The organism is Chitinophaga sp. W2I13, from assembly GCF_050434005.1.
Classification (GTDB): domain Bacteria; phylum Bacteroidota; class Bacteroidia; order Chitinophagales; family Chitinophagaceae; genus Chitinophaga.
Genome location: NZ_JBNPWD010000001.1, coordinates 870,072 through 891,503, shown reverse-complemented (window position 1 = coordinate 891,503; position 21,432 = coordinate 870,072). Strand labels below are relative to the sequence as shown.

Here is a 21,432-nt window from a genome sequence, read left to right as displayed (position 1 = left end):
AATAGAAGAGATGGCCGGTAAATGGCCGGCCATCTCCTTAAATGCTCTTTATTTTTATTTATCCCACCAGAGACGGGTACCCCCGTTATCTGCCGGTGTACTTAGCAGTTGCACGGCAGCCGCCACTGCAGCAGGATTGGTGTTGTATTCATTTTGCGGGAACGGCAGTCTGCGGATCTGTATGGCCGCGTCAATGGTATTACCGCTATTGTTGTTCACTACCGGGAACAATTTAGGATAGCCGGTACGGCGGAATTCTGTCCAGGCTTCCTGTCCTTCTGGGAACATGGCCAGCCATTTCTGGGTAATGATGCGTTCCATTTTCTTAGCCACATCATCGCCTTCATTCCATTTAATAGTAATGGAAGATGGACTGCCTATATTATTCGCTGCATTCTTAGGATCGGTGTAAGCATCGGCATGACTTGAATCATTGGCAAGATAGCCGGGAGCGCTTACCTGCCACTGCGCCATAGACGTAGTAACTCCTTGCTCATACAATTGTTGCGCACTACCGCCTGCATTGCTCCAGCCTCTTACAGCTGCTTCTGCGCGCAGGAAATACACTTCTGCGGCAGTCATTACCTGCATTGGCGTTTTCAGGGTAAAAGCAGGAGAAGCGCCATCTTCTGTATTTAAGGAAGAATAGGTCTGGTACTTCGGTTTATCTACCAGGCTACCGATACGGATGCCTTTGTATACGCCTTTAAGCCCGGTGGCAGGATCAGTGGCTTTGTCCATGTACCTTGAAACCCGTGGGTCTTTAAAACCGGTGAGGTAGCACTGCAAAGAGGCGCCGATGCGGATGTCCGCCCAGTTTTTCGCAATGAAAACAAGTGGGTTGGTAAAGTCGCCGGTTACTTTTACGGTCATGTTATCGGCATTATCAGTGATGATGCCGCCGCTGGCAGGGTTCAGCGCTTTCTCTGCTTCCGTTTTTGCGCTGGCCGGATCAGCTTTTACGATGTGCATGGCCAGGCGTAACCGCAGCGAGTTAGCGAAACGCAGCCACTGCGCAAAATTGCCGTTGTAAACGACATCAAAATTGGAAAAGTCGAAAGGCAGCTGCGTGCCGCTGTTAACCTGGGCGCGCAAACTTTCTGTTGCGGTGTCCAGCTGGGCAAAGAAACGCTTGTATACATCCTGCTGGCTGTCGTATGGAACAGATGACAGGCCTTCACCTACACGGCTATACGGAATAGGGCCGTAAATATCGGTTACACGGCTCATGGCGGTTACCTGTATTATCTGCGCCACTGCCCATACTGCCGGGAAGTTTTTATCTATGCCGCTTGCCCTCAGCTTCACTACCGGCGACATCACATTGAGATAACCCACTTTATACGCTTCCCCATTCCAGCCCGGCACCAGGCCGTAATTAGTATTATTGGAGCTGCTGAATGGATTGGGTGTCATAAAGTAACCGGAAAAACAGTCGGCATTGAGGTTCTGTTGTACCTGGTAAGAGTTGGGATCCCCGCCGCCGGAAAAGTTCAGGATCGACATCTGCGCGGATTTCAGGTACAGTCCCAGTGAATTAAAATCGGGTCCCAGCTGACCATCCGTTACGCCGGTATTGTCGGTATTATAACGTTCAAAGTTTTTAGTACATGCACTCATCCCGGTTACCAGGGCTGCAGTGGCCACCAGTAAACCAGATCTGTAACGCTTCATTTTATTATACAGTTTCATCGTTTTCAGTTTTGCGGTAAATGATTAGAAAGTGGCATTTACAGTAACGCCATAGCTGCGGGAAGCAGGTAACATAAATACATCCACACCACTCAAGCCATTAGAGGTAGACATGGTTTGCTCAGGATCGAATGGAGCTTTCTTAGAGAAGTAAAACAGGTTACGGCCGTTGGCAGATACCTTCAGTGCCTTCACTGCATTGCTTTTCAACGGGATGGTGTATCCCAGCGATGCTTCTCTCAGTCTTACAGTAGTGGCGCTGTACATATATTCCCCGGAAGCACCCGTTCTGCCGCCTACCACATTGTACCATTTCTCTGCATCTACAGAGGTAACCGGGTTGCCATTGGCATCTGCCCCGTTTACTTTTACGCCACCGGCATCCCTTGCCTGGCCGGAAGTAGCAGAAACGCCGTATCCGTCCATCATTGCCTGGGTTACAGACATTACCTGTCCGCCGAACTTACCATCTATCAGGAAGGATAAGGTAAAGTTGTTGTATGCAAAATTATTGTTCCAGCCTAATTGCCATTTGGTATTGGCATTACCAAGATATTGCATCTGGCCGCCTGCGAGAGAAGGAGCGCCATTGTTAATGATCACACGTCCCTGTGCATCACGGTTTAACACCGTACCGTAAATATCGCCAAACGAACCGCCTACCTTAAATTGTGAAGCGTAGTTGGCGCCGGTGCCGTCGCCGGTCAGGCTGAAACGGTCTACAAACGGCGACAGGGAAATGATCCTGTTGTCATTTACTGCATAGTTTAAAGCAGTATTCCACTTCAGTTTTGTATCGCGCAACACATCATACCGTATCATGGCTTCTACACCCTGGTTCTGGATATCACCTGCATTAATAAAGTAGGTGTTATACAAGGTTGCATTAGGTGCGGCAATTTCCATGGTCTGGTTAGTGGTATTGGTTTTATAGTAAGTGAGATCCACGCTCAAACGGCTGTCGAAAAAGCGCCATTCTGTACCCAGTTCCAGTGACTTTGTTTTTTCCGGTTTCAGATCCCTGAATGGAGCTGTGGTATTCACTTTTACGTTACCGCCGGTATTGATCAGGTTATCCGGTGTATTACTCTGGTAGGCCAGCGGAGAATTGCCTACAATAGCATAGGAACCACGGATCTTACCGTAGGTAATAGCCTCTGGCATTTTAAGCAGTTGGGTGAGGATTACATTCAATCCCACTGATGGATAGAAGTAAGATAACTGGTTGGTAAACGCCAGGTTGGAGGCCCAGTCATTCCTTGCCGTCAGATCCATGTATGCCCAGTCTTTGTAAGAAATATTCACACTTCCGAAAACAGATTGCCACTGGCTGTGTTTCTCCTGTGAGCTACCGGAGTTCGCTGCGTTGATCGTTTTCATGTTCTGGATGGTGAATATATTCGGGAGATATAAACCTTCCTGACCTGCTGCGAAATAGATACCGTTTGTTTTAACATCGCGGATACTACCACCAACGATACCCGTAAAATGAAAATCATTTGCCGGGATATTAAAATTGGCGATCAGGTCTCCGTATTGTTGCGTAGTGGTATTGTTGGTATAGTTATAACCGCCGTTTTTGGAGGCCAGCGTGGTTTGAGTGCCGGCGTATATCTTTTGCTCATACACATCATTCATACGGTCAATACTTCCTCTTCCCTGTACATTCAACCAGGAGTTGATGTCATATTTCAGGCTGGCATTGGCGAGTATCCTGTTGCGCGAAAGCGAATTGGTGTTGCGGTTGAGGATCCACCAGGGATTCTGCTGCACATCTTCTGAAAAGGGCCAGTTCTGCACCATGAGGTTATTCCGGGAAGGATCAGGAATTTCATACTGGTCCCGGTAAGGGCTGATATCAACTCCGCGCGGGAAAAGATATAAACCGGTGAGGGGGTTGAAGTAAAACCCGGACAAAGGCGTGTTGTCAATTTTCTGGGTCATGTAATTCACATCTGCAGAAGCGGTGAGTTTATCATTCAGAAAGTGACCAATTTCTTTGAAGCTCAGGTTGTGACGACCGAGTTTATTGCCTGCCTCTAAACCTCGTGCGGAGGTATTGGCATAAGAAAAATAAGTTTGCGCTTTTTCAGAACCACCGGCCAGGCTGATGGCGTTGGTGAAGTTGCGTCCTGTTTGAAGGAAGTCGGATACATTGTCGGTTGCGCCGCTGATTTTGCTGCCCCAGCTTTTGGTGGTAGGGTCGGCCGACTGGCCATAGTTGTTCTGGAACTTTGGCTTATAGGCAGCCTGGCTAACATTGAATCCGGATGATATATTGATAGTAGTGCGCCCCACTTTACCACTTTTGGTAGTAACAATGATTACGCCGTTGGCGCCCTGGCTGCCGTAAAGAGCGGCTGCGGATGCGCCTTTCAGTACGGAGATACTTTCAATGTCTTCCGGGTTGAGGTTGGAGATAGGGTCGCCGCCATCATAAGAGGAGCTACCACCATAAATACTTCCCGGCTGGTTTGTGATGGTGTTGTTCATCGGCACACCGTCAATTACATACAAAGCCTGGTTGCTGCCCAATCCTGATTTGCTGCCGCGCAGGATTACTTTGGCAGAACCGCCTACACCGGAAGCGCTGGAAGAAATAGTTAACCCTGCCACTTTGCCGTTCAGCGTATTTACAAGATTCGCATCTTTCGCTTTGGTAAGTTCCAGTCCATCCAGTTGCTGGGCGGAATAGGTAATGGATTTCTCGGATCTTTTGATACCGAGGGCCGTTACCACTACAGCGCCTAACTGGCTGTCCTGTACAGCCAGCGTTACCTGGATGTTGGGATCATTCCCTATGGTTACCTGTTTGCTTTCATATCCTATGATGCTGATGATCAGCACATCGCCGGGATTGGCGGCCAGGGTAAAGGTGCCCTGGGTGTTGGTAACAGTGCCTTTGCTGGTGCCTTTTACCTGGATAGATGCGCCTACAAGTGGCAGACCTTTGGTGTCGGTCACCTTGCCCTGTATGTCGATGGCAGCTATCACCGCGGCGGCGGGCACCATTGCTTTAGCCTTCGGGCTGATTACAATTGTTTTATCTACAATGTTGTAGTTAAACAGTTTGTTATTCAAACAGGCATTCAGCACCTCTGTGAGGGAGGCCTGGTTCATATTCAGATTTACCGGCGGCGCTTTCTCCAGCAGCTTCTCATCATAAATGAATTCATAACCTGTCTGGCGGCTGATGCTGTTGAAAACATCGTAAAGGGGAAGACGTTTCCCTTTGATGGTAACAGACTGAGAGAAGGTTTTGGCGCTCAGATTAAGGGTGAATACCAGTGTCAGTATTGCAGTTAATCGCATAATCAACAGTAATTTTCTTTGCATACGTCCTCCTTTCCCGGGGACTTTGCAGGTACCAAGTAGTTCCATACTTTTGTGTTGTTGGCTTAATAATTCAATTTTCTAAATGATTCAGGGAGTTGGGTTGCCTTCTATAGCCGGGAGCATTGCACTGCTTCCGGTTTTTTTTTACAACCGGCAGTGGAATTATTTACGTCTTCATAACCTAAATAAATTTAAAAATGATCAATTCATAAGTGGACAAATAGCGTCTATTGCTCAGGATCGTATGGTGCTACCACGACCCGGTTGTCATTAATATCAAAGTGAACCCGTTTTGTTGTTGACAGAATCTTTAATAAAGAAGCTGCATTTTCCCGCCGGGAAATGATCCCTGTTAAGCGGATATCCGACAGATCACCCTCATAGGTAACCTCTATATTATACCATCTGGCAATTTGGCGCATGATGGTTTGTATGCTGGTATTACGGAACCTGAATTTGCCTTCTTTCCAGGCCAGTGCCTGTTCCAGGTCCGCTTTTTCGATGGTGAATGCGGCATCGCCGGTGTTCAGGCTGCCGCCGTAGCCGGGTTGCAGCACGCTCCGGATGTTGCCATGCACCAGTTGAACAGCGCCGCTTTCCAGGGTAGTGGTAATGTTTTTCTCATCGGTATAGGCCATGATATTGAAGCTGGTGCCGAGCACATTTACTTCCATATCAGGATTGCCTTTTACTTTCACCCGGAACGGTTGCTGCGCATTGGCGGCTACCTGGAAATAACCTTCCCCGGAAATCTCCACCAGCCGTTCTTTCCCGCTGAATGCAGTAGGGAAGCGAATGCTGCTGGCGGCGTTTAGCCATACTTTAGTGCCGTCTGCCAGGGTAAGCTGGTATTGCCCGCCACGGGGAGTTACTACGGTGTTATACACCACTTCCGTGGTGGCACCTTCTGCTTTATAGGCAAGGCCCTGCACTGAATTTACGATGCTGCTGTTGCCCTGTTTGGCCAGTGCGCCGGTGTTGGCACTATCCAGCGGAATGGTTTTACCATCTGCCAGTACCAGTACGGCGGTGTTGGTGCCGGGCGCCAGGGGATTGGCTTTCGGAGCAGCCACTATAACGGGCTGTTGCTGCCGTTTCATATAAAGTGCGCCTGTGACAAGCGTGGCTCCCAGCAAGGTTGCTGCGGCTGCATACCAGATTATTCTGCGGGTATTGCCGGCAGCGCGGGGAGGCGTTGTTTGCAGGATGTTTTGTAAAATGGCTTCACCATCTTCCGCAGACAGACCGCTTTGCGGCGTCCCGCTGTTGTACAGTGCCGACAGGATATCTGCTTTGATTTCCGGCTCGTAGTCGTTTCCGGCTACCATCGCTTTCAGGCGCAGCAGTTCTTCCTGGCTGATCCGGCCATTCTTATATTTTTCAAGCAATAACTGTACTTCCGTTATGGACATTATCAGCGATTTTGGAAGGGTGATATGGGGTAAAGACGATCAACCGGTAAAAAAGGAGTATCCGGGATGAAATTTTTTTCGGGGAAGATGTTATTTGCGGAAGAGGATTAAAAACAGGAGGAAGGGAACGATATCATTTTGCAGCCTGGACTTTACAAAAGCCCGTACAGCGTGCATAGCAAGGCTCATTTGCTTTTTAACGGTATGTACTGATATATTGAGCTGTTGGGAAATTTCCTCGTTGCTCCAGCCCTGTTTACGGGCGAGGTACACCTTTTTTCGCTCCGGAGGCAGACCGGACACGGCTTTGTCCAGGATGGCGTCGTATTCCCGTTGCAGCAACAGGTGATCGGTATCATTCTGTGCTTCCGGCTGGTTTTTCAGATGGAAATCGTAGGCTTTCAGCCTTACCAGCTGCTTTTTGAAGCCGTCGTAAATATGGTTGCGGGTAAGGATAAACAGGTAATCTTTAAATTGTTTTATGTGGGACATATCGGCTTTTTTCAGCCATACCTTCATAAAAACTTCCTGTACAATTTCCCTGGCCAGGCTGCTGTCTCTCAGGTAAAGCATGGCCACATCATACACCTGCCCGCTGTAATGCCTGAACAGGATGGTATACGCATCCCCGTCACCCATGGCAACTTTCTGCAGTAAATCATGTTCGTCATTCAGGGAAATGTCTGGCAAAGCTGGAAGTTTTGTACCCTCACAAAAACAATAACCCGGTAAATTTAGGGGACAGGGAATTAATAATAAAATAATTTATACAGGAGGAAGGTTTTAGCAGATGGGTAGAAAAGAAAGAAAATTATTGTGTATTTTCAAGGGATACCGGATCACTGACCGCTTTTTTTACTACGCATTTACACTGCGTTTCCTATGTATATCTTACAGTTAATTCTTAATGATCATTAATTGCTACTCTTATGAATGAATTTAAATTCTGGCAGATTATTGAAGAAGCGTGGGCTGCATCCCCGGCATTACGGGATATGCGCAATACAGCATTGAAAACCAATGATGCGGTATTGATCGAAGACCTGACCGGGGAAGTATACGGCGTTATTACCAATAATATCCGGGATATCCTGCTCCAATTGGATAAGGAAGAGCTGACAGGGTTTAATCACATCATGGAAGAAAAATTATTTCAGATTGACCGGGAAGATATCCATGCATATACCGATGGATCAGATGACGGTTTCCTTTATTGCAGGTGTTTTATTGTAGGAATGGGGAAAACGTACTATGAAATGATCGACGAAAATCCTTCAAAAGCCACCTGCGATGCAGAAGCAGAAATTGTAGGATTTATCGGGTATATGGTATACCAGGAATTATTTGGAGAAGAATTTGAGCGGTATACAAGGCATGGCATCGAAACCTGCTCAAATGCCGATGGGTGGGGTAAAGCGTAATTTAAAACAACATATCTTATGAAGGACGAAATCTATGGCATAGATAAAGATCATGCACATGCACGAGCTATTGCCCTGATACCTGAAGACTTTTTCTGGGATCCCGCTGATGAACTGGCCCCTTTCGGATCAGATGAAGGAGACACCGGGCTTGCCTCATTCCGGGAATGGCGCCGGGAATATCCTTCCACGCCTACCATTGAATGCTTAAAATGGACCATCGAATCGGTAGGGGAAATGGCCTTTGAAGAGTATAACGAAACGCTGCTGGACCGGGATCTGATCATACGTATGAAAGAAGATCCTGCTTTTGATGACCAGCACTTTATTTTCACATTGGATGCTTCAGTAATTGCCGCCGGCTTTGGCCAGCTGGCAGACGAAGGTGTAATCGAAGAAGCCAATAAGCCGGTGATCAATATCGCCCTTGAACGGCAAATTGCCTGGGCACAGCTCTCCGAAAGCAGTTCCTATGCGGAACAGCATATCGGGTACCTGAATATCCTGAAGCGCGTACTGGAAGAAGCATAGCGAAACCACTTTACACGGTTGATGATGATCACACTGAACAATAAAACATACACCTGCCCGGTAGATGTAACACTCGGATTTATTGGAGGGAAATGGAAACTGTTAATCCTCTTCCACCTGCATTACTTTACTAAAAAAAGTTACGCTGAAATAAGAGATAACCTGCCGGGCATCTCAGAAAAGATGCTTAGCCAGCAGCTTAAAGAACTGGAACGCGATAAGTTGATTGAAAAGAATGTGATTACCCAAAAGCCATACCGCGTGGAATACTACTTATCCACCGAAGGAAAATCACTGGCTCCCCTGTACGAATTTGTCAGCGAATGGGGAATCGCTTATCTCAAAAAACAAGGTGTTGATTATATACAGGACCAGCATCTGTATAAATAAAACGTGTTCATACCACAGAGAGAAACCGCTTAGTTACTGCGTTTGTTTGCTTATCTTAAGTACACAAATGCTATGTTATGAAAAAACTACTCCTGTTATTTACGTTATGCTGTTCCTGCCTGGGTATACTCAGCGCACAAGACTCACCCTTAGGCGCCTGGAAATCAGCGACCGGCGATGTAACCAGCGTGTTGCTGATTACGCCCAACTGGTTTACAGTCACCGATTACAATAACCAGCGTTTCATTACTTCATATGGAGGAACCTGGAAACAGGCGGGTGACACGCAGGTGGATGTAGCCATTCTTTTTAACACGGCCAATGCCTCGCAGGTAGGGCAAAAAACAACCGTGCCGGTAGGCATGGAAAACGGGCAGCTGATCACCAGCAGTCCCGGTGGTGGAAAACAGGAGTGGACGCGTATCGACGATGGTACCGGCCCGTTGGCCGGCAGCTGGCAAATTACTTCACGGGAAAGAGAAGGTAAGATGACACCCATTCCCAACAGTGCGAGGCGCACCATGAAAATACTGACGGGCACCCGCTTTCAATGGGTAGCCATCAACCAGGAAACAGGCGAGTTCTTTGGTTCCGGTGGAGGTACCTATACTTTTGATAACGGTACCTACACCGAAAAAATCGAGTTCTTTTCCCGCGATAGCTCCCGTATTGGGGCTGAACTGTCTTTTAAAGGCAGCGTAAACGGCAACAACTGGGACCATAGCGGCAAAAGCTCAAAAGGAGATCCTATTCATGAAGTATGGACCCGGGAGTAATTTACTTACCACCCTATTCCATAATCTTCTCCATGATTACTGCTGCCACCCCATAAACTGCCGTGTACACGATCTATGTAAATGGCGTTTATAGGGCCGCTGGTACGCTCTCCGAAAGTGAGGTGATAACCCATTTGCTCCAGGGCTTTGCGTGTTTTTTCGGAGGTATTATTATTGAGGAGAATACTTCCCGGCCGCGGCTCCCTGTCTTTGATGGTAGTACCGCCTAACGACAACCACAACTGGTTGGTATTGATATTCGCGGCTTCTGTAGCCTGCTGCACGGTCATCCCAAATTCCACCACGTTCAGGAAAAACTGCAAGAGGTTCTGGTCCTGCGTATCGCCACCTTGCACACCAAAAGCCAGGAAAGGCTTGCCGTCTTTCAACGCCATCGAAGGAGTAAGCGTTACCCGCGGACGTTTACCGGGCGCAATTACATTAAAAGGGCAAATGGCAGAATCCAATACAAAACTCTGCGCCCGCTGGCTCATTCCTATACCCGTTTTACCGGCAATACAGGCAGGCAGCCAACCGCCGCTGGGCGTGATAGATACTACCCAGCCGTCTTTATCTGCTGCTTCCACGCTGGTGGTGCCGCGCCACAGCCGGTCCATATAGGCGCTGTCGGGTGTATTGCCGGCATACAGCTGATTTAGATCTCCCTCTGTTGACAAGGCATTGGCAGCATATTGCTGGTCCGCATTTTCATGCTGCAGCATAGTGGCGTCATGTTTGGGAACAAATCCGCCGGGCTTGCGGCCGTTGCTGGTATCTGTCAGCTGCTTGCGCTCCTCCAGGAAATGCAGGTAAGGATTGGTTTTGCCCATGAAAGGATAGGGATCGCCCGGTCCTGCATTGGCGTCATTTTGCGCAAGATTCATCTGTTTCGCTCTCGCCTTGCCGTATTCTTTGCTCAGCAATCCTTTGATAGCAGGATTGGTATTGAACGCAGGATCGCCGTAATAAAAATCACGGTCCGCAAAAGTGAGGTTCATGGTTTGATACAACGTATGAATATATTCAATGGAATTATACCCCATCGATTTCAGGTCAAAATTTTCCAGGATGTTCAGGCTTTGCAGTAGCATAGGTCCTTGCGTCCATTCCTGCAGTTTGTACACTTCTATGTCTTTGTAATTAATATGCAGCGGTTCTTCTTCCACCGGCTTCCAGCGGGCCAGGTCTTCCAGGGTGATCAGGCCGCCCTGCTCCTGGCAGCCACGCACAAATTCCTTCGCAATGTCGCCTTTGTAGAAGCGGTCGTATGCCGCCATAATGGCTTCTTTCCGGCTTTTGTGCTTACGCAGTGCTTCCTGCTCGGCTTCAACCATTTTGGAGAGGGTAGCGAGGAGGTCTTTCTGCACAAAAATTTCTCCTGCCTCCGGGGCTTCTCTTTTTTCGCCGGGATGTGTCAGGAAAACAGCTTTGCTGTAAGGCCATTCGTTGATATATTTTTTCCCGCGTTCAATACTATTGGCGGTTTGTGCTTCTATCGGGTAGCCGGCGGCCATTTCCATGGCGGGCGCTAATACCTGTTTTAAACTGAGAGTGCCATATTCTGCCAGCATGTAGCACAACCCACCTGCAGTTCCCGGTGTTACTGCTGCCAGGGGACCGTATTCAGGTGGGAAGTCGTATCCTTTTCCTTTATAAAAGGTGGGAGTAGCGCCTGTAGGCGCCACGCCCAGGGCATTGATGGCAATTACTTTTCCTGTTTTCGGATTGTATATGAGTGCCTGTGTTTCTCCGCCCCAGCTGAGCACATCCCACATGGTACAGGTAGCGGCAAGCATAGCGCAGGCGGCATCCACGGCGTTGCCGTGTTGCTGGAAGATCATGGCGCCGGCTGTTGCAGCCAGTGGCTTGCCGGTTACGGCCATCCAGTTTTTGCCGTGTAAAGGTGGTTTCTGCGTTTGCTGTGCCTGCATGCCGGTATAACAACCCAACACGAGGGAAAGGAGGAATAAGCGTTTCATAGGGCTAATTTATAGTTTTACGGATAAAAACAATCCGGATTTACATGAAGGGTAATGCTTCTCTGCTTTCAACGGGCATGCATTTCCAGCAGTACTTTTACCGTAACCAGCAGTTGCCCGGTATGCCGCATGGTGTGTTCCGCAGCATGAAATAGTAATCCCAATACGGTGGAGGGGAGTTGTTTTCTGCCCACGCCCCGGAAATCGGTGAGGGTGTTTTCCGGGGTGGCCGACAATTGCATCAGCGATTGATGTACCTGTGCATTGAAATGATCCAGCAAATCGTGGAGGGTGGCGCCTGGGTTACCTTCACCGGCCAGGGCGGCAAATTGCTGCTGACTGAGCGCTTCCGCCCTGGCGTAGGTAAACAGCCGGTCGAGCACACCGCTCACATGCTGAAGATGATATCCCGGCGAGGCCAGTCCCGCTAGTTTTTCCCATAAAAGTGTTTCCGGGAAATCCTGCATCAGGGTATTTATTTCCTGGTTGGCCTGCAATAACGCATGCGCCACGGGTTGCAATAATGCCGGTATGTTTTCTACCGGCCCGCTCATCCAGTATTCCGTTGCCATGATATTTTTTTATACCTCTACGGCATCATAAACGATTACTTTCTCCCATAAATGACTGCAGTTTTTAATAAACTCCAGGTGTATGGGGTGGGTTTGATAGGTGGCTTGTCCGGCGAGATCACTGAAAAAGATCAGCTCTGATACGCCCCAGCTGTTATCCACAACATCGCGCTTTTCGGTACTCGCTACCACGCCTACACGCAGGTCACGAACGGTTTCAATTTTCGACAGGGTTTTTACACCGGCCACCAGTTTGTCGCGGTCTTCTTTGGAATCCGGGTTCTTCAGCCAGAAGAACACATGATGCACAATCGGGTATTTCTTTTCCATATTTGTTGAGGGGATTGCTGCGGCAGCGGCAGTACCAGCGGCAAGCGCTGCTGCGGTTCCTAAAAATTTACGTCTGTTGGAAGTGCTCATATCGGGCTTGTTGAGGCGATGAAAATAATAAAGATTACCGATTTATTATAATTCTTACTGTCAAAGCCCATTTCATACCGGATTACACTACTTTCATCCCATTTTGCCCCTGCTGCATGGCAACAAATGCTATTATTGCCCTAAATACATCAACCTTATGAATCAATTTAAGAAAATTGAATTTGGCATCGTAACCGCCATTTTTGTGTTGCTGATGTTTTCGATCCTATATCCCAGCATTGTGTATAACGTATTTGAATTGCAGGACATCTATGGTAGAAAATTCGACACTTACCACCAGGTATTCGATTATTACATTCATTACCTGCTGCCCTCAATGGGACGGGTTACACTGGTATATGTAAGTTTCCTGCTGGTGAACTTTGTCATTGTACCGGAGTTCCTGGAGAAGGGAAAATGGCTGGGTGGCATATTGCTGCTGATCCCGGTAGGGTTGTTTTATTTCGCCATGATGATGGTCGCCAATTCTTATTACAACGGCTACCTGCTGGGCGTATATGACACGGTGCGGGGTGCGCATATGTATTTTGCTAAAACAGCTTTCATTACTACGGTCTTTTCCGGTGTGCTGTATGTAGCATATTATTATTTCCGGAAAGCGCTGGTGAGTATGCTGTATCCGCGCATTGCAACAGATATGGCTTTCAGGCAGATGCTCACAGAAATTTGCTGGGCTGCCGGCGTATTTATGGTATTGTTTTGTTTGTCGTTCTCCGATTCCAGGGATATGGCGCTGATGATCTTTTTCTTTGGTCCTTCGCAGATTGCCGTGTTCTTTATTCTCCGGTACCAGGTATTCCCCGCCTTCGAGGACACTCACCGGAATAAAAGTCTCCTGATCCGGGATATCGTTTTCACCATCCTGGGAAGCAATGTGTTGCTGGCATTGATATGCCGCGCACTGGTGCACCGCAACGGAGGCTGGTTTGTAGCACTGGCTTTTATCGGCATTGCGGTATCGGCAGGTATTGTACTGCCTGTTTGCTGGCTGTTGTTTAAAAGCCGCCGGAAGCAGGTGAACACGGTGGTAACGCTGAAAAAGGCGCTGGGGCATTCCACTGCCAACCTCGACTTCCTCCGTTCCCAGATCAATCCGCACTTTTTATTCAATGCCCTTAACACGCTGTATGGAACCGCCCTGCAGGAAGAGGCTGCCCGCACCAGCGAAGGCATCCAGAAACTGGGTGATATGATGCGGTTTATGCTACATGATAACCACCTGGAAAAAATTCCACTGGATAAGGAAGTGGCTTACCTGCAAAATTATATCGCCCTGCAACGCCTGCGTGTATTGTCATCGCCCGATATCCTGATAGAGGTAAATATCGATGAAAGTCAATGCCAGCATGAAATTGCGCCGATGTTGCTGATCCCTTTCGTGGAAAATGCGTTTAAGCACGGGATCAGCCTGCGGCATCGCTCCCGCATCGTGATTTCCCTGAGCTGTACGACTGATCAGATCTTCTTTGATGTGTATAACAGCGTGCATCCCCGCCCGGAAAATGATCCGGAAAGGGAGGGAATGGGCATTGGTTTGAATAATGTAAAAGAAAGACTAAATTTATTGTATCCGCACCGGCACGAGCTGAGTATCCGTCACACGGCTACTGAGTTTTTTATCCATCTGACTATTGATGTTAATAAATAAGTAAATGAAAAAAGAAGAAGAAGTGGTACCCGGGCCTGATGGCATGACGCGCTTTTTGTGGTGGCTGGCCGCTGCTGATGCCGATGTTTTGCAGGAGTGTAAAACCGAGAAAGAGCGGTACCGGATCATTGGTGTATCAGTATTGGTTACGTGGATGTTTGCCACGCTGTCGTGGGGCTATTTCTTTTCCACCATCGTAAACGATGACATGGTGGTGGCCGGATTGGCGCTGTTTTTTGGCTTCGCTATTTTATCGGTCGACCGTACCCTCATCGCTGCCATGTCCCGTACCAACGGCAGCATAAAAGTAATGCCGGTAATATTTCGTTTAGTCCTCGCCGTTACCATAGGTTTGTTTATTTCCCAGCCGGTGGTATTAATGTTATTTAAGAAAGATATTGATACGCAGCTGGAACTTGGCAAGCAGGCAAAGCTCGATGCCTACCGGGCGCAGCTGGTAAAGCTCAACGCCGGCCAGATGGCCACCCTGCAGCAATCCCTTGACCAGGGCAAGCAGCAGCTGGCGCAAAAAACCGCGGAGCTGAAAGTATATAAAGATGGTTATATCAAAGAAACCGATGGCACCGGTGGCTCCGGCAGAATAGGAGAGTCGGACATTGCCCGCGTAAAAAAATCGGCTTACCTCAAATCAGAAGAGGAGCTGCAGGCCATGCAAAGAGCCTGGGAGCCGCAGCAGCAACAGCTGCAGGCACAAATGGCCCGTATGCACAGCATCGACAGCGTGAAAGAATCTGTATATGTCGGTACCCTCACCAACGGATTCCTGGCACAGATAGAAGCCCTGAATGAGCTCACCGAAACGCATCCGCCGGTAAAACAACGTTATCGCCTCATTGTATTTATCATTACCCTCATTGAAGTAATGCCGTTGCTCAGCAAAATACTGATGCCCAAAGGAGAATACGATGAAAAGCTGGCTGCCGCCACTGCCCAGGGCGTAGCCTCCGCAAGGCTGCAAACAGATACCAGCCAGGAATTAATGGAACACTACCAGGCCGCCGCACTGGCAGCCGACAAGGAAACGGTGGATCACCTGTTTGAATCTACCCGCGACCTGCGCCGCGAACAAGCCGACGCCCTCGTAAAAGAGTGGCAAAGCCGCGAAAACGGCCAGTACCAGAATCTCTGGCAGCAAGCCCGGAGATTATTGCTCGGCAAAATTAGTTAGATCCCTGTATTGCTTACCCGTAAAATAGCCAAAGATGACTGCTATTGCGATAGATGATGAACCGGTGGCGCTGGCTGTTATCAAAAATCACGCTGCCAAGGTTCCCTTCCTGGAAATGAAGGGTTTTTTTACCAATGCTTTTGAAGCCATCGACTTTCTCAGCAAAGAAAAAGTAGACCTGCTCTTCCTGGATATCAAAATGCCGGATATATCCGGACTGGATTTTTTATCCAGTCTCCCTCATCCGCCCATGACGGTTTTTACGACCGCCTATTCAGAACATGCGGTGAAAAGCTTTGAGCTCGACGCGATTGATTACCTGCTCAAACCCTTTTCCCTGATACGTTTCATGAAAGCCTGCAACAAAGCCAATAACCTGCTGCAACTGAAGCAACAAAATGGCCCCGCCCCAGGCAAGGAACAAACAGACTACATCTTTGTGAAAAGCGGCTACGAACAATTCCGTATTGTACTCGATGATATCCTTTACCTTGAAAGCGCCGGCAACTACGTGAACTTCATCCTCACCGACCGCAAGCTCATCTCCCGCCTTTCCATGCAGGAAGCGGTAGACCTGCTGCCCATCGGCTCCTTCACCCGTGTGCACCGCTCCTACATTGTAGCCAATAAAAAAATTGAACGCGCCGACCGCAACTCCCTTTACATCAAAAACATTCCCATCCCCATCGGGGCGGCCTATGCGCCTGCGATTGAACGCATCTTCAATTTCTAACGCGGATGTTGTCTTTCTCGCTGATTACGCTGATTTTACTGATTACTCGGATTTTTACTTTTGGATTTTATAAAGGATTAAGGGAGATAGAAGCGGATATTCGCTTTTATCTCCCTTGATTATTATTAAAAAATCAAAGAAATCTAAAAAAATCCAAAAGTAAAAATCCGAGTAATCAGTAAAATCAGCGTAATCAGCGAGAAAGACAAAATCCGCGCGCGAGAAATATTTGTTGGAATGGACCAATTGGTCTAATTTAGTCCTCACATGGGTAAAGCAGAGAAAACGCGCCAGTTCATCATAGAAAAAGCCGCTCCTATTTTCAATAAAAAGGGGGTGGCCGGTACTTCTATCAGTGACATCCTCAAAGCCACCAGGTTGGCGAAGGGCGGCGTGTACGGGAACTTTTCCTCCAAAGAGGAAATAGTGATGGAGGTGTTCGATTATATCGCTGAAGAGGAGAAGCTGAACCTGCGGCAGGTGACGGCCACGGCTAATACTTCGGCCGGGAAATTTGAGGCGCTGTTTCAGTATTATGCCCGCTACCCGGAGGAACAAAAGATCGCCGGCGGTTGCCCGATGCTCAACTTCGGCGTGGAAGCAGATGATACTAATCCGGGGCTGAAAAGAAAGGTGAGTGAGCTGGTGCTCTATTACCAGTCGCGCATCGCTAAAATGGTGCAGTATGGCAAGGAGCATGGCGAGTTTAAAAAAGACTGGGACGAACGGAAATTTGCTATCCGGATGTTTACCATGCTGGAAGGTGCTATACTCGTAAGCAGCGTGCTCGGACATAACAAACAAATGCTCGTGGTATTGGAAGCGTTAAGAGAAGAAATCAGGCAGCATTCTCTTTAACTTTTTTTTGTTCTAAAAATAAACCAATCGGTCTATAATGCAACACCAGGTTTTACCATTGTCACTGCGGATGACCGGCGTGATATTATCCGCCATGAGCCGCCCGTTCCCGGTTACCACGGCCAAACTGTTTTACCGGCTGTACTGCACACCGCCCGCATTGAAGCTCCGGCCGGTACATCAGCAGTTCCGCGATCAGGCGGTATTGCAACATTTGCAGGTAACCAGCTATCCGTTTGATAACGCTCCCCTGAAAGTAACCACCTACCGATGGGGAACCACAGGCCCCAAAGTATTACTGCTCCACGGCTGGGGTGGCAGCCCCCTCCATTTTAAACAACTGATCAGCTCACTGGTGCAACAGGGCTACCAGGTGGTATCCTACGATGGGCCGGCACACGGCCTCTCCGGTGGCAAACGCACCAACCTGGTACAATGGATGCATGTACTGGAACAGGTGATGCAACAGGAAGGACCTCTGCACGCTATCGTTGGCCATTCGTTCGGCGGACTCAATGCCGCACTCACACTCTCCCGCAAAAATGTACACGTGCCCCGTCTGCTGATGCTCAGCACGGCATTGAGCGCTCCCGTGTTTTTTAATGAAGCACTCCGCCTGTTCCGTATCCACCCGGTGGTAATGCCCGTGCTGCGGCAACTGATCCGGCAAAGACTGAAAGAAGATCTTGCTGAAATGGACCTGCACCGCTATATCAATCATATCAAAGCCGATAAAATATGGATGGCTTACGATACAACTGATACCCTCGCAAAAGCCACGGAAATAGATGACTACCTGCAGCAATACCCGGCCATACAATCGCTCCGCATCACCGGTGATGGCCATTTCCGCATCATGCGGCACGAAGCGGTGTTGCAGGGAGTCCTGGCTGTATTGGCGGATGACATAAAATAAAAAGGTATTCAACAAGAAACCGGAATTAAAAATAGGCAGGAGTAACTGTCACGGTTATACGCTGATTTCTATCAGCGTGGCGAGCTATCTGTATTTATATCTCCCGCTAAGGCAGTCTGCCTATAGCAGCGGCCTGTGATCATCTTCCCTTTTCAACTGCTCTTTTTTTTCTTCTCTTAAAATTTATACGTTTTAACTTGCTTTCCCCCGTGTAAATGAATATTTTAGGAGAATGAACTTTAAAACCCACGTATATGAGTAATGTTAACAACCGCAGGCAGTTCCTGCGTCAAATGGGCGTGTACACCATGGGAATGGGAATGTTGCCCGCTATACTGGCCGCCTGTAATGAGGGGAAATCCACTAAAAGTGAAGGCGACAGCGCCGCAGCTGCCAAACCCGGTGAAGCCACTGCCCGCGAACTTTTCTTTAAGATCTCATTGGCGGAATGGTCGTTCCATAAAGCGTTGTTTGCCGGTAAAATGAATCACCTCGATTTTGCTTCCCGCGCAAAGAATGAATTTGGCATTGAAGGCATTGAATACGTGAACCAGTTCTTCAAAGACAAAGCAAAGGATCAGGCCTACCTCACAGAAATGAAGAAACGCGCCGACGACCTGGGCGTTCGCAGCGTACTCATTATGTGCGACGGGGAAGGCGAAATGGGCGACCTGGATGTGAAGAAGAGAATGAAGGCAGTTGAAAATCATTACAAGTGGGTAGAAGCAGCGAAGTTCCTGGGTTGTCATGCTATCCGTGTAAACGCAGCGGGAGAAGGCGCCCCGGAAGAAGTAGCCAAAGCGGCAGCGGATGGCCTCACTAAACTGGCCACCTTTGGAAAGGAACACGACATCAGCGTGATCGTGGAAAACCACGGCGGCATGTCTTCCAACGGCGAATGGCTGAGCGGCGTAATGAAAACCGTGAACATGCCTAATTGCGGTACCCTGCCGGATCTGGGTAACTTCTGCATTAAACGTAGTAAGCCGGAGAGCAATACACCGGAAGCCTGGGCTAAAACCACCTGCCTCGAAGAATACGACCGGTATAAAGGAGTGGCAGAGCTCATGCCCTTTGCAAAGGGCGTGAGCGCAAAAACATACGACTTCGATGCCAACGGCAATGAAGTAACCATCGACTATACCCGTATCCTCAAAACAGTGAAGGACGCCGGCTTTAATGGTTTCATGGGTATTGAGTACGAGGGCGAAAAATTATCCGAAGAAGAAGGTATCAGGAAAACAAAAGAATTGCTGCTGAGGCTCGGCGGCAAATAAAAATAGTTAAGCGGAGGGAACATTCCCTCCGCTTAACACTTACAATGAAAATATTTTCTTCAGGAATGGCACCACATGACTATATGCATCCGCGGTAGCGGCGCTGTCGAAAATGGGATTGCTCGGATTGGCAAAGCCATGCGCCGCATCATAACGTTTAACCGTGAGCGTTTTACCTGCTTCCTGCATGTTTTTCTCAAATTCATCCACCACCTGCGGGTTAATGCCTTTGTCTTTATTACCGAAAAATCCCAGTACAGGTCCCTGCAGGGTTTTTAGTTTATTCACATCTTTTTCAGGCATGCCATAATACATCACTACGCCTGCGTTTTGAGGCCCAGCCAGTAAACCCGATTGCAAAGAGAGTCCGCCGCCGAAGCACCAGCCAATAGAAGCTATTTTAGCCGTTTTCCCGGCGTAGTTAATGGCGCCCTGCATAATGGCCTGTAATCTTTCCCTGGAAGCTCCCTGCATTAATTTAGCAGCATCTTCGCGGTTGGTAGCTATTTTCTGATCATACATATCCACTGCCAGCACATTTACTTTGCCTCCGAGGTCGTTGTACAGCTGTTCCGATTGCTTTTTGATGTAGTCGTTAACGCCATACCATTCCTGGTACACCAGCAGGTATTTACCGGAGGTTTCTTTGGCTTTGAACAGAAAGCCGTGCGCAGGTGTTCCATCTGTAGCAGGAAAGGTGATGGCAGCGCCCGTAGTTCCCTGGTAGGTAAATGGCAGCGGATCTTTGTGCGCCATGCGGAATTCTTCCTGGTTGGCCAGTGCAGCAAATTCAGTGATGGCATCTGTATGGCAGCAGGGCGCCGTTTGGGAAAAAGCACTCACAGCCATCAGTAAACAACCGGTTGAGAAAGTTAGTGTTTTCATGACAGTTAATTTTGCTGACAGAAGATACGAATTTCTGGTGCAGCTTTTGTAAAATCAATAAATATGGATCTTCAGTCAGGTTACCCTTATTCATTGATCCGTAACGGCCTCCCATACAATTATCCCTGGCTGGAACGGGATATTCGTACGCACGTGGCCGTGATAGGCGGGGGCATCTCCGGCGCCTTAACGGCCTATGCCCTAACAAACGCAGGTATTCCCTGCGTGGTAGCCGATGCCCGGACCATTGGGCTTGGCAGCACAGCGGCCAGTTCCTCGCTGTTACAGTATGAAATTGATACGCCTTTATCGGTACTACGGGATAAAGTGGGTACTTACCATGCCAACAGGGCATATGAACTGTCTGTGGCTGCTATCCTCGAGCTGGAGCAGATTTGCAAAGCCCTGCATTTCCCGCATTTTGAACGAAAACATAGCCTGTACCTTGCTTCATACCTCAAAGACGTAAAAAAACTATCGGAAGAACTGGAAGCCCGCCGGGAGCTGGGGCTGAAAATGGAGTGGTGGGATGCCGCAAAAGTAAAAGCAAAGATGGGCTTTGATGCGCCGGCTGCCATCTATTCCCATACCGCCGCGCAAACAGATGCATATATGCTTACCCATGCCTTGCATCAGCACAATATCAAACATGGTGCGCAGGTATTTGACCGTACCGCCGTGGTGGATATTGATTTCCGTCCTCGCAGCGTAGTGTTAAAAACTTCACAGGGGTACCAGGTTACGGCGCGTTACCTCGTGATTGCCACAGGATATGAGGTGCTGCAATATATCAAAACGCCGCTGCTGAAATTAAACTCCACTTATGCCATCGCAAGTGAACCCAATCACGCAGAAGAACAGTGGTATCAGGATTGCCTGATATGGGAAACAAAATCCCCTTACCTCTACATGCGTACTACCAGCGATCACCGTATAATGGTAGGGGGGCGTGATGAGCCCTTTTATAACCCCGGCCGCCGGGATAAGCTAATCCACCAAAAAGCAAAGGCCCTCGAAAAAGACCTTCAGAAGAAATTCCCCGAGCTGCGCTTCCACCCCGAGTTTAAATGGACCGGCACCTTTGGCGCTACAGAAGACGGACTCCCGTTTATCGGCCCTTTCGCACCTATGCCGCATACCTTTTTTGCACTGGGCTTCGGCGGCAACGGGATCACTTTCAGCCAGATGGCCGCCAATATCATCACTGACCTCATACAGGGAAAGAAAAATCCCGATGCCACCATCTTTTCCTTCAACAGGAAAATCCATTTCTAAACCAACCCCAAACCCGCTCCCATCTCCCCAAATCATTATAAAACCAAATCCTGCTCCGCTTCCATCTCCCCAAATCCTTATAAAATCAAAAAAGTAAAATC

19 protein-coding genes are annotated in these 21,432 nt (G+C 48.5%); 11 read left to right on the top strand and 8 right to left on the bottom strand.

Annotation, left to right across the window (positions count from 1 at the left end; genetic code table 11):
• Positions 1–54 precede the first annotated feature (54 nt).
• The 4 genes from QFZ48_RS03625 to QFZ48_RS03610 form a co-directional block, all read right to left on the bottom strand.
• Complete coding sequence (locus QFZ48_RS03625; protein ID WP_429045663.1) at positions 55–1,692, bottom strand: RagB/SusD family nutrient uptake outer membrane protein; 1,638 nt, start codon at positions 1,690–1,692, stop codon at positions 55–57.
• A gap of 24 nt (positions 1,693–1,716) precedes the next feature.
• Complete coding sequence (locus tag QFZ48_RS03620; protein WP_429061174.1) at positions 1,717–5,004, bottom strand: SusC/RagA family TonB-linked outer membrane protein; 3,288 nt, start codon at positions 5,002–5,004, stop codon at positions 1,717–1,719.
• 251 nt (positions 5,005–5,255) lie between these two features.
• Positions 5,256–6,440: a FecR family protein gene (locus QFZ48_RS03615; protein ID WP_429045667.1), complete on the bottom strand. Its 1,185-nt coding sequence runs from the start codon at positions 6,438–6,440 to the stop codon at positions 5,256–5,258.
• A 90-nt stretch (positions 6,441–6,530) separates the two neighbouring features.
• Positions 6,531–7,130, bottom strand: coding sequence for an RNA polymerase sigma factor (locus QFZ48_RS03610; RefSeq protein WP_429061172.1), 600 nt, complete (start codon positions 7,128–7,130; stop codon positions 6,531–6,533).
• Positions 7,131–7,369: 239 nt separating this feature from the next.
• Here QFZ48_RS03610 and QFZ48_RS03605 point away from each other — a divergent pair, with 239 nt between their 5' ends.
• The 4 genes from QFZ48_RS03605 to QFZ48_RS03590 all read left to right on the top strand — a co-directional run bounded on the left by QFZ48_RS03605 (position 7,370) and on the right by QFZ48_RS03590 (position 9,558).
• On the top strand, positions 7,370–7,861 hold the full coding sequence (locus QFZ48_RS03605; RefSeq protein WP_370909864.1) for a DUF4240 domain-containing protein: 492 nt from the start codon (positions 7,370–7,372) through the stop codon (positions 7,859–7,861).
• Positions 7,862–7,879: 18 nt separating this feature from the next.
• Positions 7,880–8,392, top strand: coding sequence for a hypothetical protein (locus tag QFZ48_RS03600; RefSeq protein ID WP_429045671.1), 513 nt, complete (start codon positions 7,880–7,882; stop codon positions 8,390–8,392).
• A gap of 21 nt (positions 8,393–8,413) precedes the next feature.
• Positions 8,414–8,782 (top strand): winged helix-turn-helix transcriptional regulator, encoded by a 369-nt coding sequence (locus tag QFZ48_RS03595; RefSeq protein ID WP_429045673.1) that lies wholly within the window; start codon positions 8,414–8,416, stop codon positions 8,780–8,782.
• Positions 8,783–8,859: 77 nt separating this feature from the next.
• The gene (locus QFZ48_RS03590) at positions 8,860–9,558 is read left to right on the top strand and encodes a hypothetical protein (protein ID WP_429061170.1); all 699 of its coding nucleotides are present in this window, start codon (positions 8,860–8,862) and stop codon (positions 9,556–9,558) included.
• A gap of 5 nt (positions 9,559–9,563) precedes the next feature.
• On the opposite strand, the gene QFZ48_RS03585 is transcribed toward QFZ48_RS03590, so the two are convergent.
• The 3 genes from QFZ48_RS03585 to QFZ48_RS03575 form a co-directional block, all read right to left on the bottom strand.
• On the bottom strand, positions 9,564–11,537 hold the full coding sequence (locus QFZ48_RS03585; protein WP_429061168.1) for a gamma-glutamyltransferase family protein: 1,974 nt from the start codon (positions 11,535–11,537) through the stop codon (positions 9,564–9,566).
• 68 nt (positions 11,538–11,605) lie between these two features.
• Positions 11,606–12,109: a DinB family protein gene (locus QFZ48_RS03580; RefSeq protein ID WP_429061166.1), complete on the bottom strand. Its 504-nt coding sequence runs from the start codon at positions 12,107–12,109 to the stop codon at positions 11,606–11,608.
• Between the two features lie 9 nt (positions 12,110–12,118).
• Positions 12,119–12,529, bottom strand: coding sequence for a Dabb family protein (locus tag QFZ48_RS03575; protein WP_370909870.1), 411 nt, complete (start codon positions 12,527–12,529; stop codon positions 12,119–12,121).
• A 157-nt stretch (positions 12,530–12,686) separates the two neighbouring features.
• Between QFZ48_RS03575 and QFZ48_RS03570 the strand changes: the two genes are divergently transcribed.
• The 6 genes from QFZ48_RS03570 to QFZ48_RS03545 all read left to right on the top strand — a co-directional run bounded on the left by QFZ48_RS03570 (position 12,687) and on the right by QFZ48_RS03545 (position 19,171).
• The gene (locus QFZ48_RS03570) at positions 12,687–14,198 is read left to right on the top strand and encodes a sensor histidine kinase (protein WP_429045680.1); all 1,512 of its coding nucleotides are present in this window, start codon (positions 12,687–12,689) and stop codon (positions 14,196–14,198) included.
• A gap of 4 nt (positions 14,199–14,202) precedes the next feature.
• Positions 14,203–15,387, top strand: coding sequence for a DUF4407 domain-containing protein (locus QFZ48_RS03565; RefSeq protein WP_429061165.1), 1,185 nt, complete (start codon positions 14,203–14,205; stop codon positions 15,385–15,387).
• Between the two features lie 34 nt (positions 15,388–15,421).
• Positions 15,422–16,120 (top strand): LytR/AlgR family response regulator transcription factor, encoded by a 699-nt coding sequence (locus QFZ48_RS03560; protein ID WP_429045682.1) that lies wholly within the window; start codon positions 15,422–15,424, stop codon positions 16,118–16,120.
• Positions 16,121–16,387: 267 nt separating this feature from the next.
• Positions 16,388–16,978 carry a TetR/AcrR family transcriptional regulator gene (locus QFZ48_RS03555; RefSeq protein WP_429061163.1) on the top strand — a complete coding sequence of 197 codons (591 nt, stop codon included), beginning with the start codon at positions 16,388–16,390 and terminating at the stop codon, positions 16,976–16,978.
• A gap of 37 nt (positions 16,979–17,015) precedes the next feature.
• Positions 17,016–17,894 carry an alpha/beta hydrolase gene (locus QFZ48_RS03550; protein WP_429061161.1) on the top strand — a complete coding sequence of 293 codons (879 nt, stop codon included), beginning with the start codon at positions 17,016–17,018 and terminating at the stop codon, positions 17,892–17,894.
• 254 nt (positions 17,895–18,148) lie between these two features.
• Complete coding sequence (locus QFZ48_RS03545; protein WP_429045689.1) at positions 18,149–19,171, top strand: sugar phosphate isomerase/epimerase family protein; 1,023 nt, start codon at positions 18,149–18,151, stop codon at positions 19,169–19,171.
• A gap of 39 nt (positions 19,172–19,210) precedes the next feature.
• On the opposite strand, the gene QFZ48_RS03540 is transcribed toward QFZ48_RS03545, so the two are convergent.
• A complete protein-coding gene (locus tag QFZ48_RS03540) occupies positions 19,211–20,056 on the bottom strand; it encodes a dienelactone hydrolase family protein (RefSeq protein ID WP_429045691.1) in 846 nt (281 codons plus the stop codon).
• A 63-nt stretch (positions 20,057–20,119) separates the two neighbouring features.
• On the opposite strand from QFZ48_RS03540, the gene QFZ48_RS03535 reads away from it, so the two are divergent.
• Positions 20,120–21,331 (top strand): NAD(P)/FAD-dependent oxidoreductase, encoded by a 1,212-nt coding sequence (locus QFZ48_RS03535; protein WP_429061159.1) that lies wholly within the window; start codon positions 20,120–20,122, stop codon positions 21,329–21,331.
• Positions 21,332–21,432 lie beyond the last annotated feature (101 nt).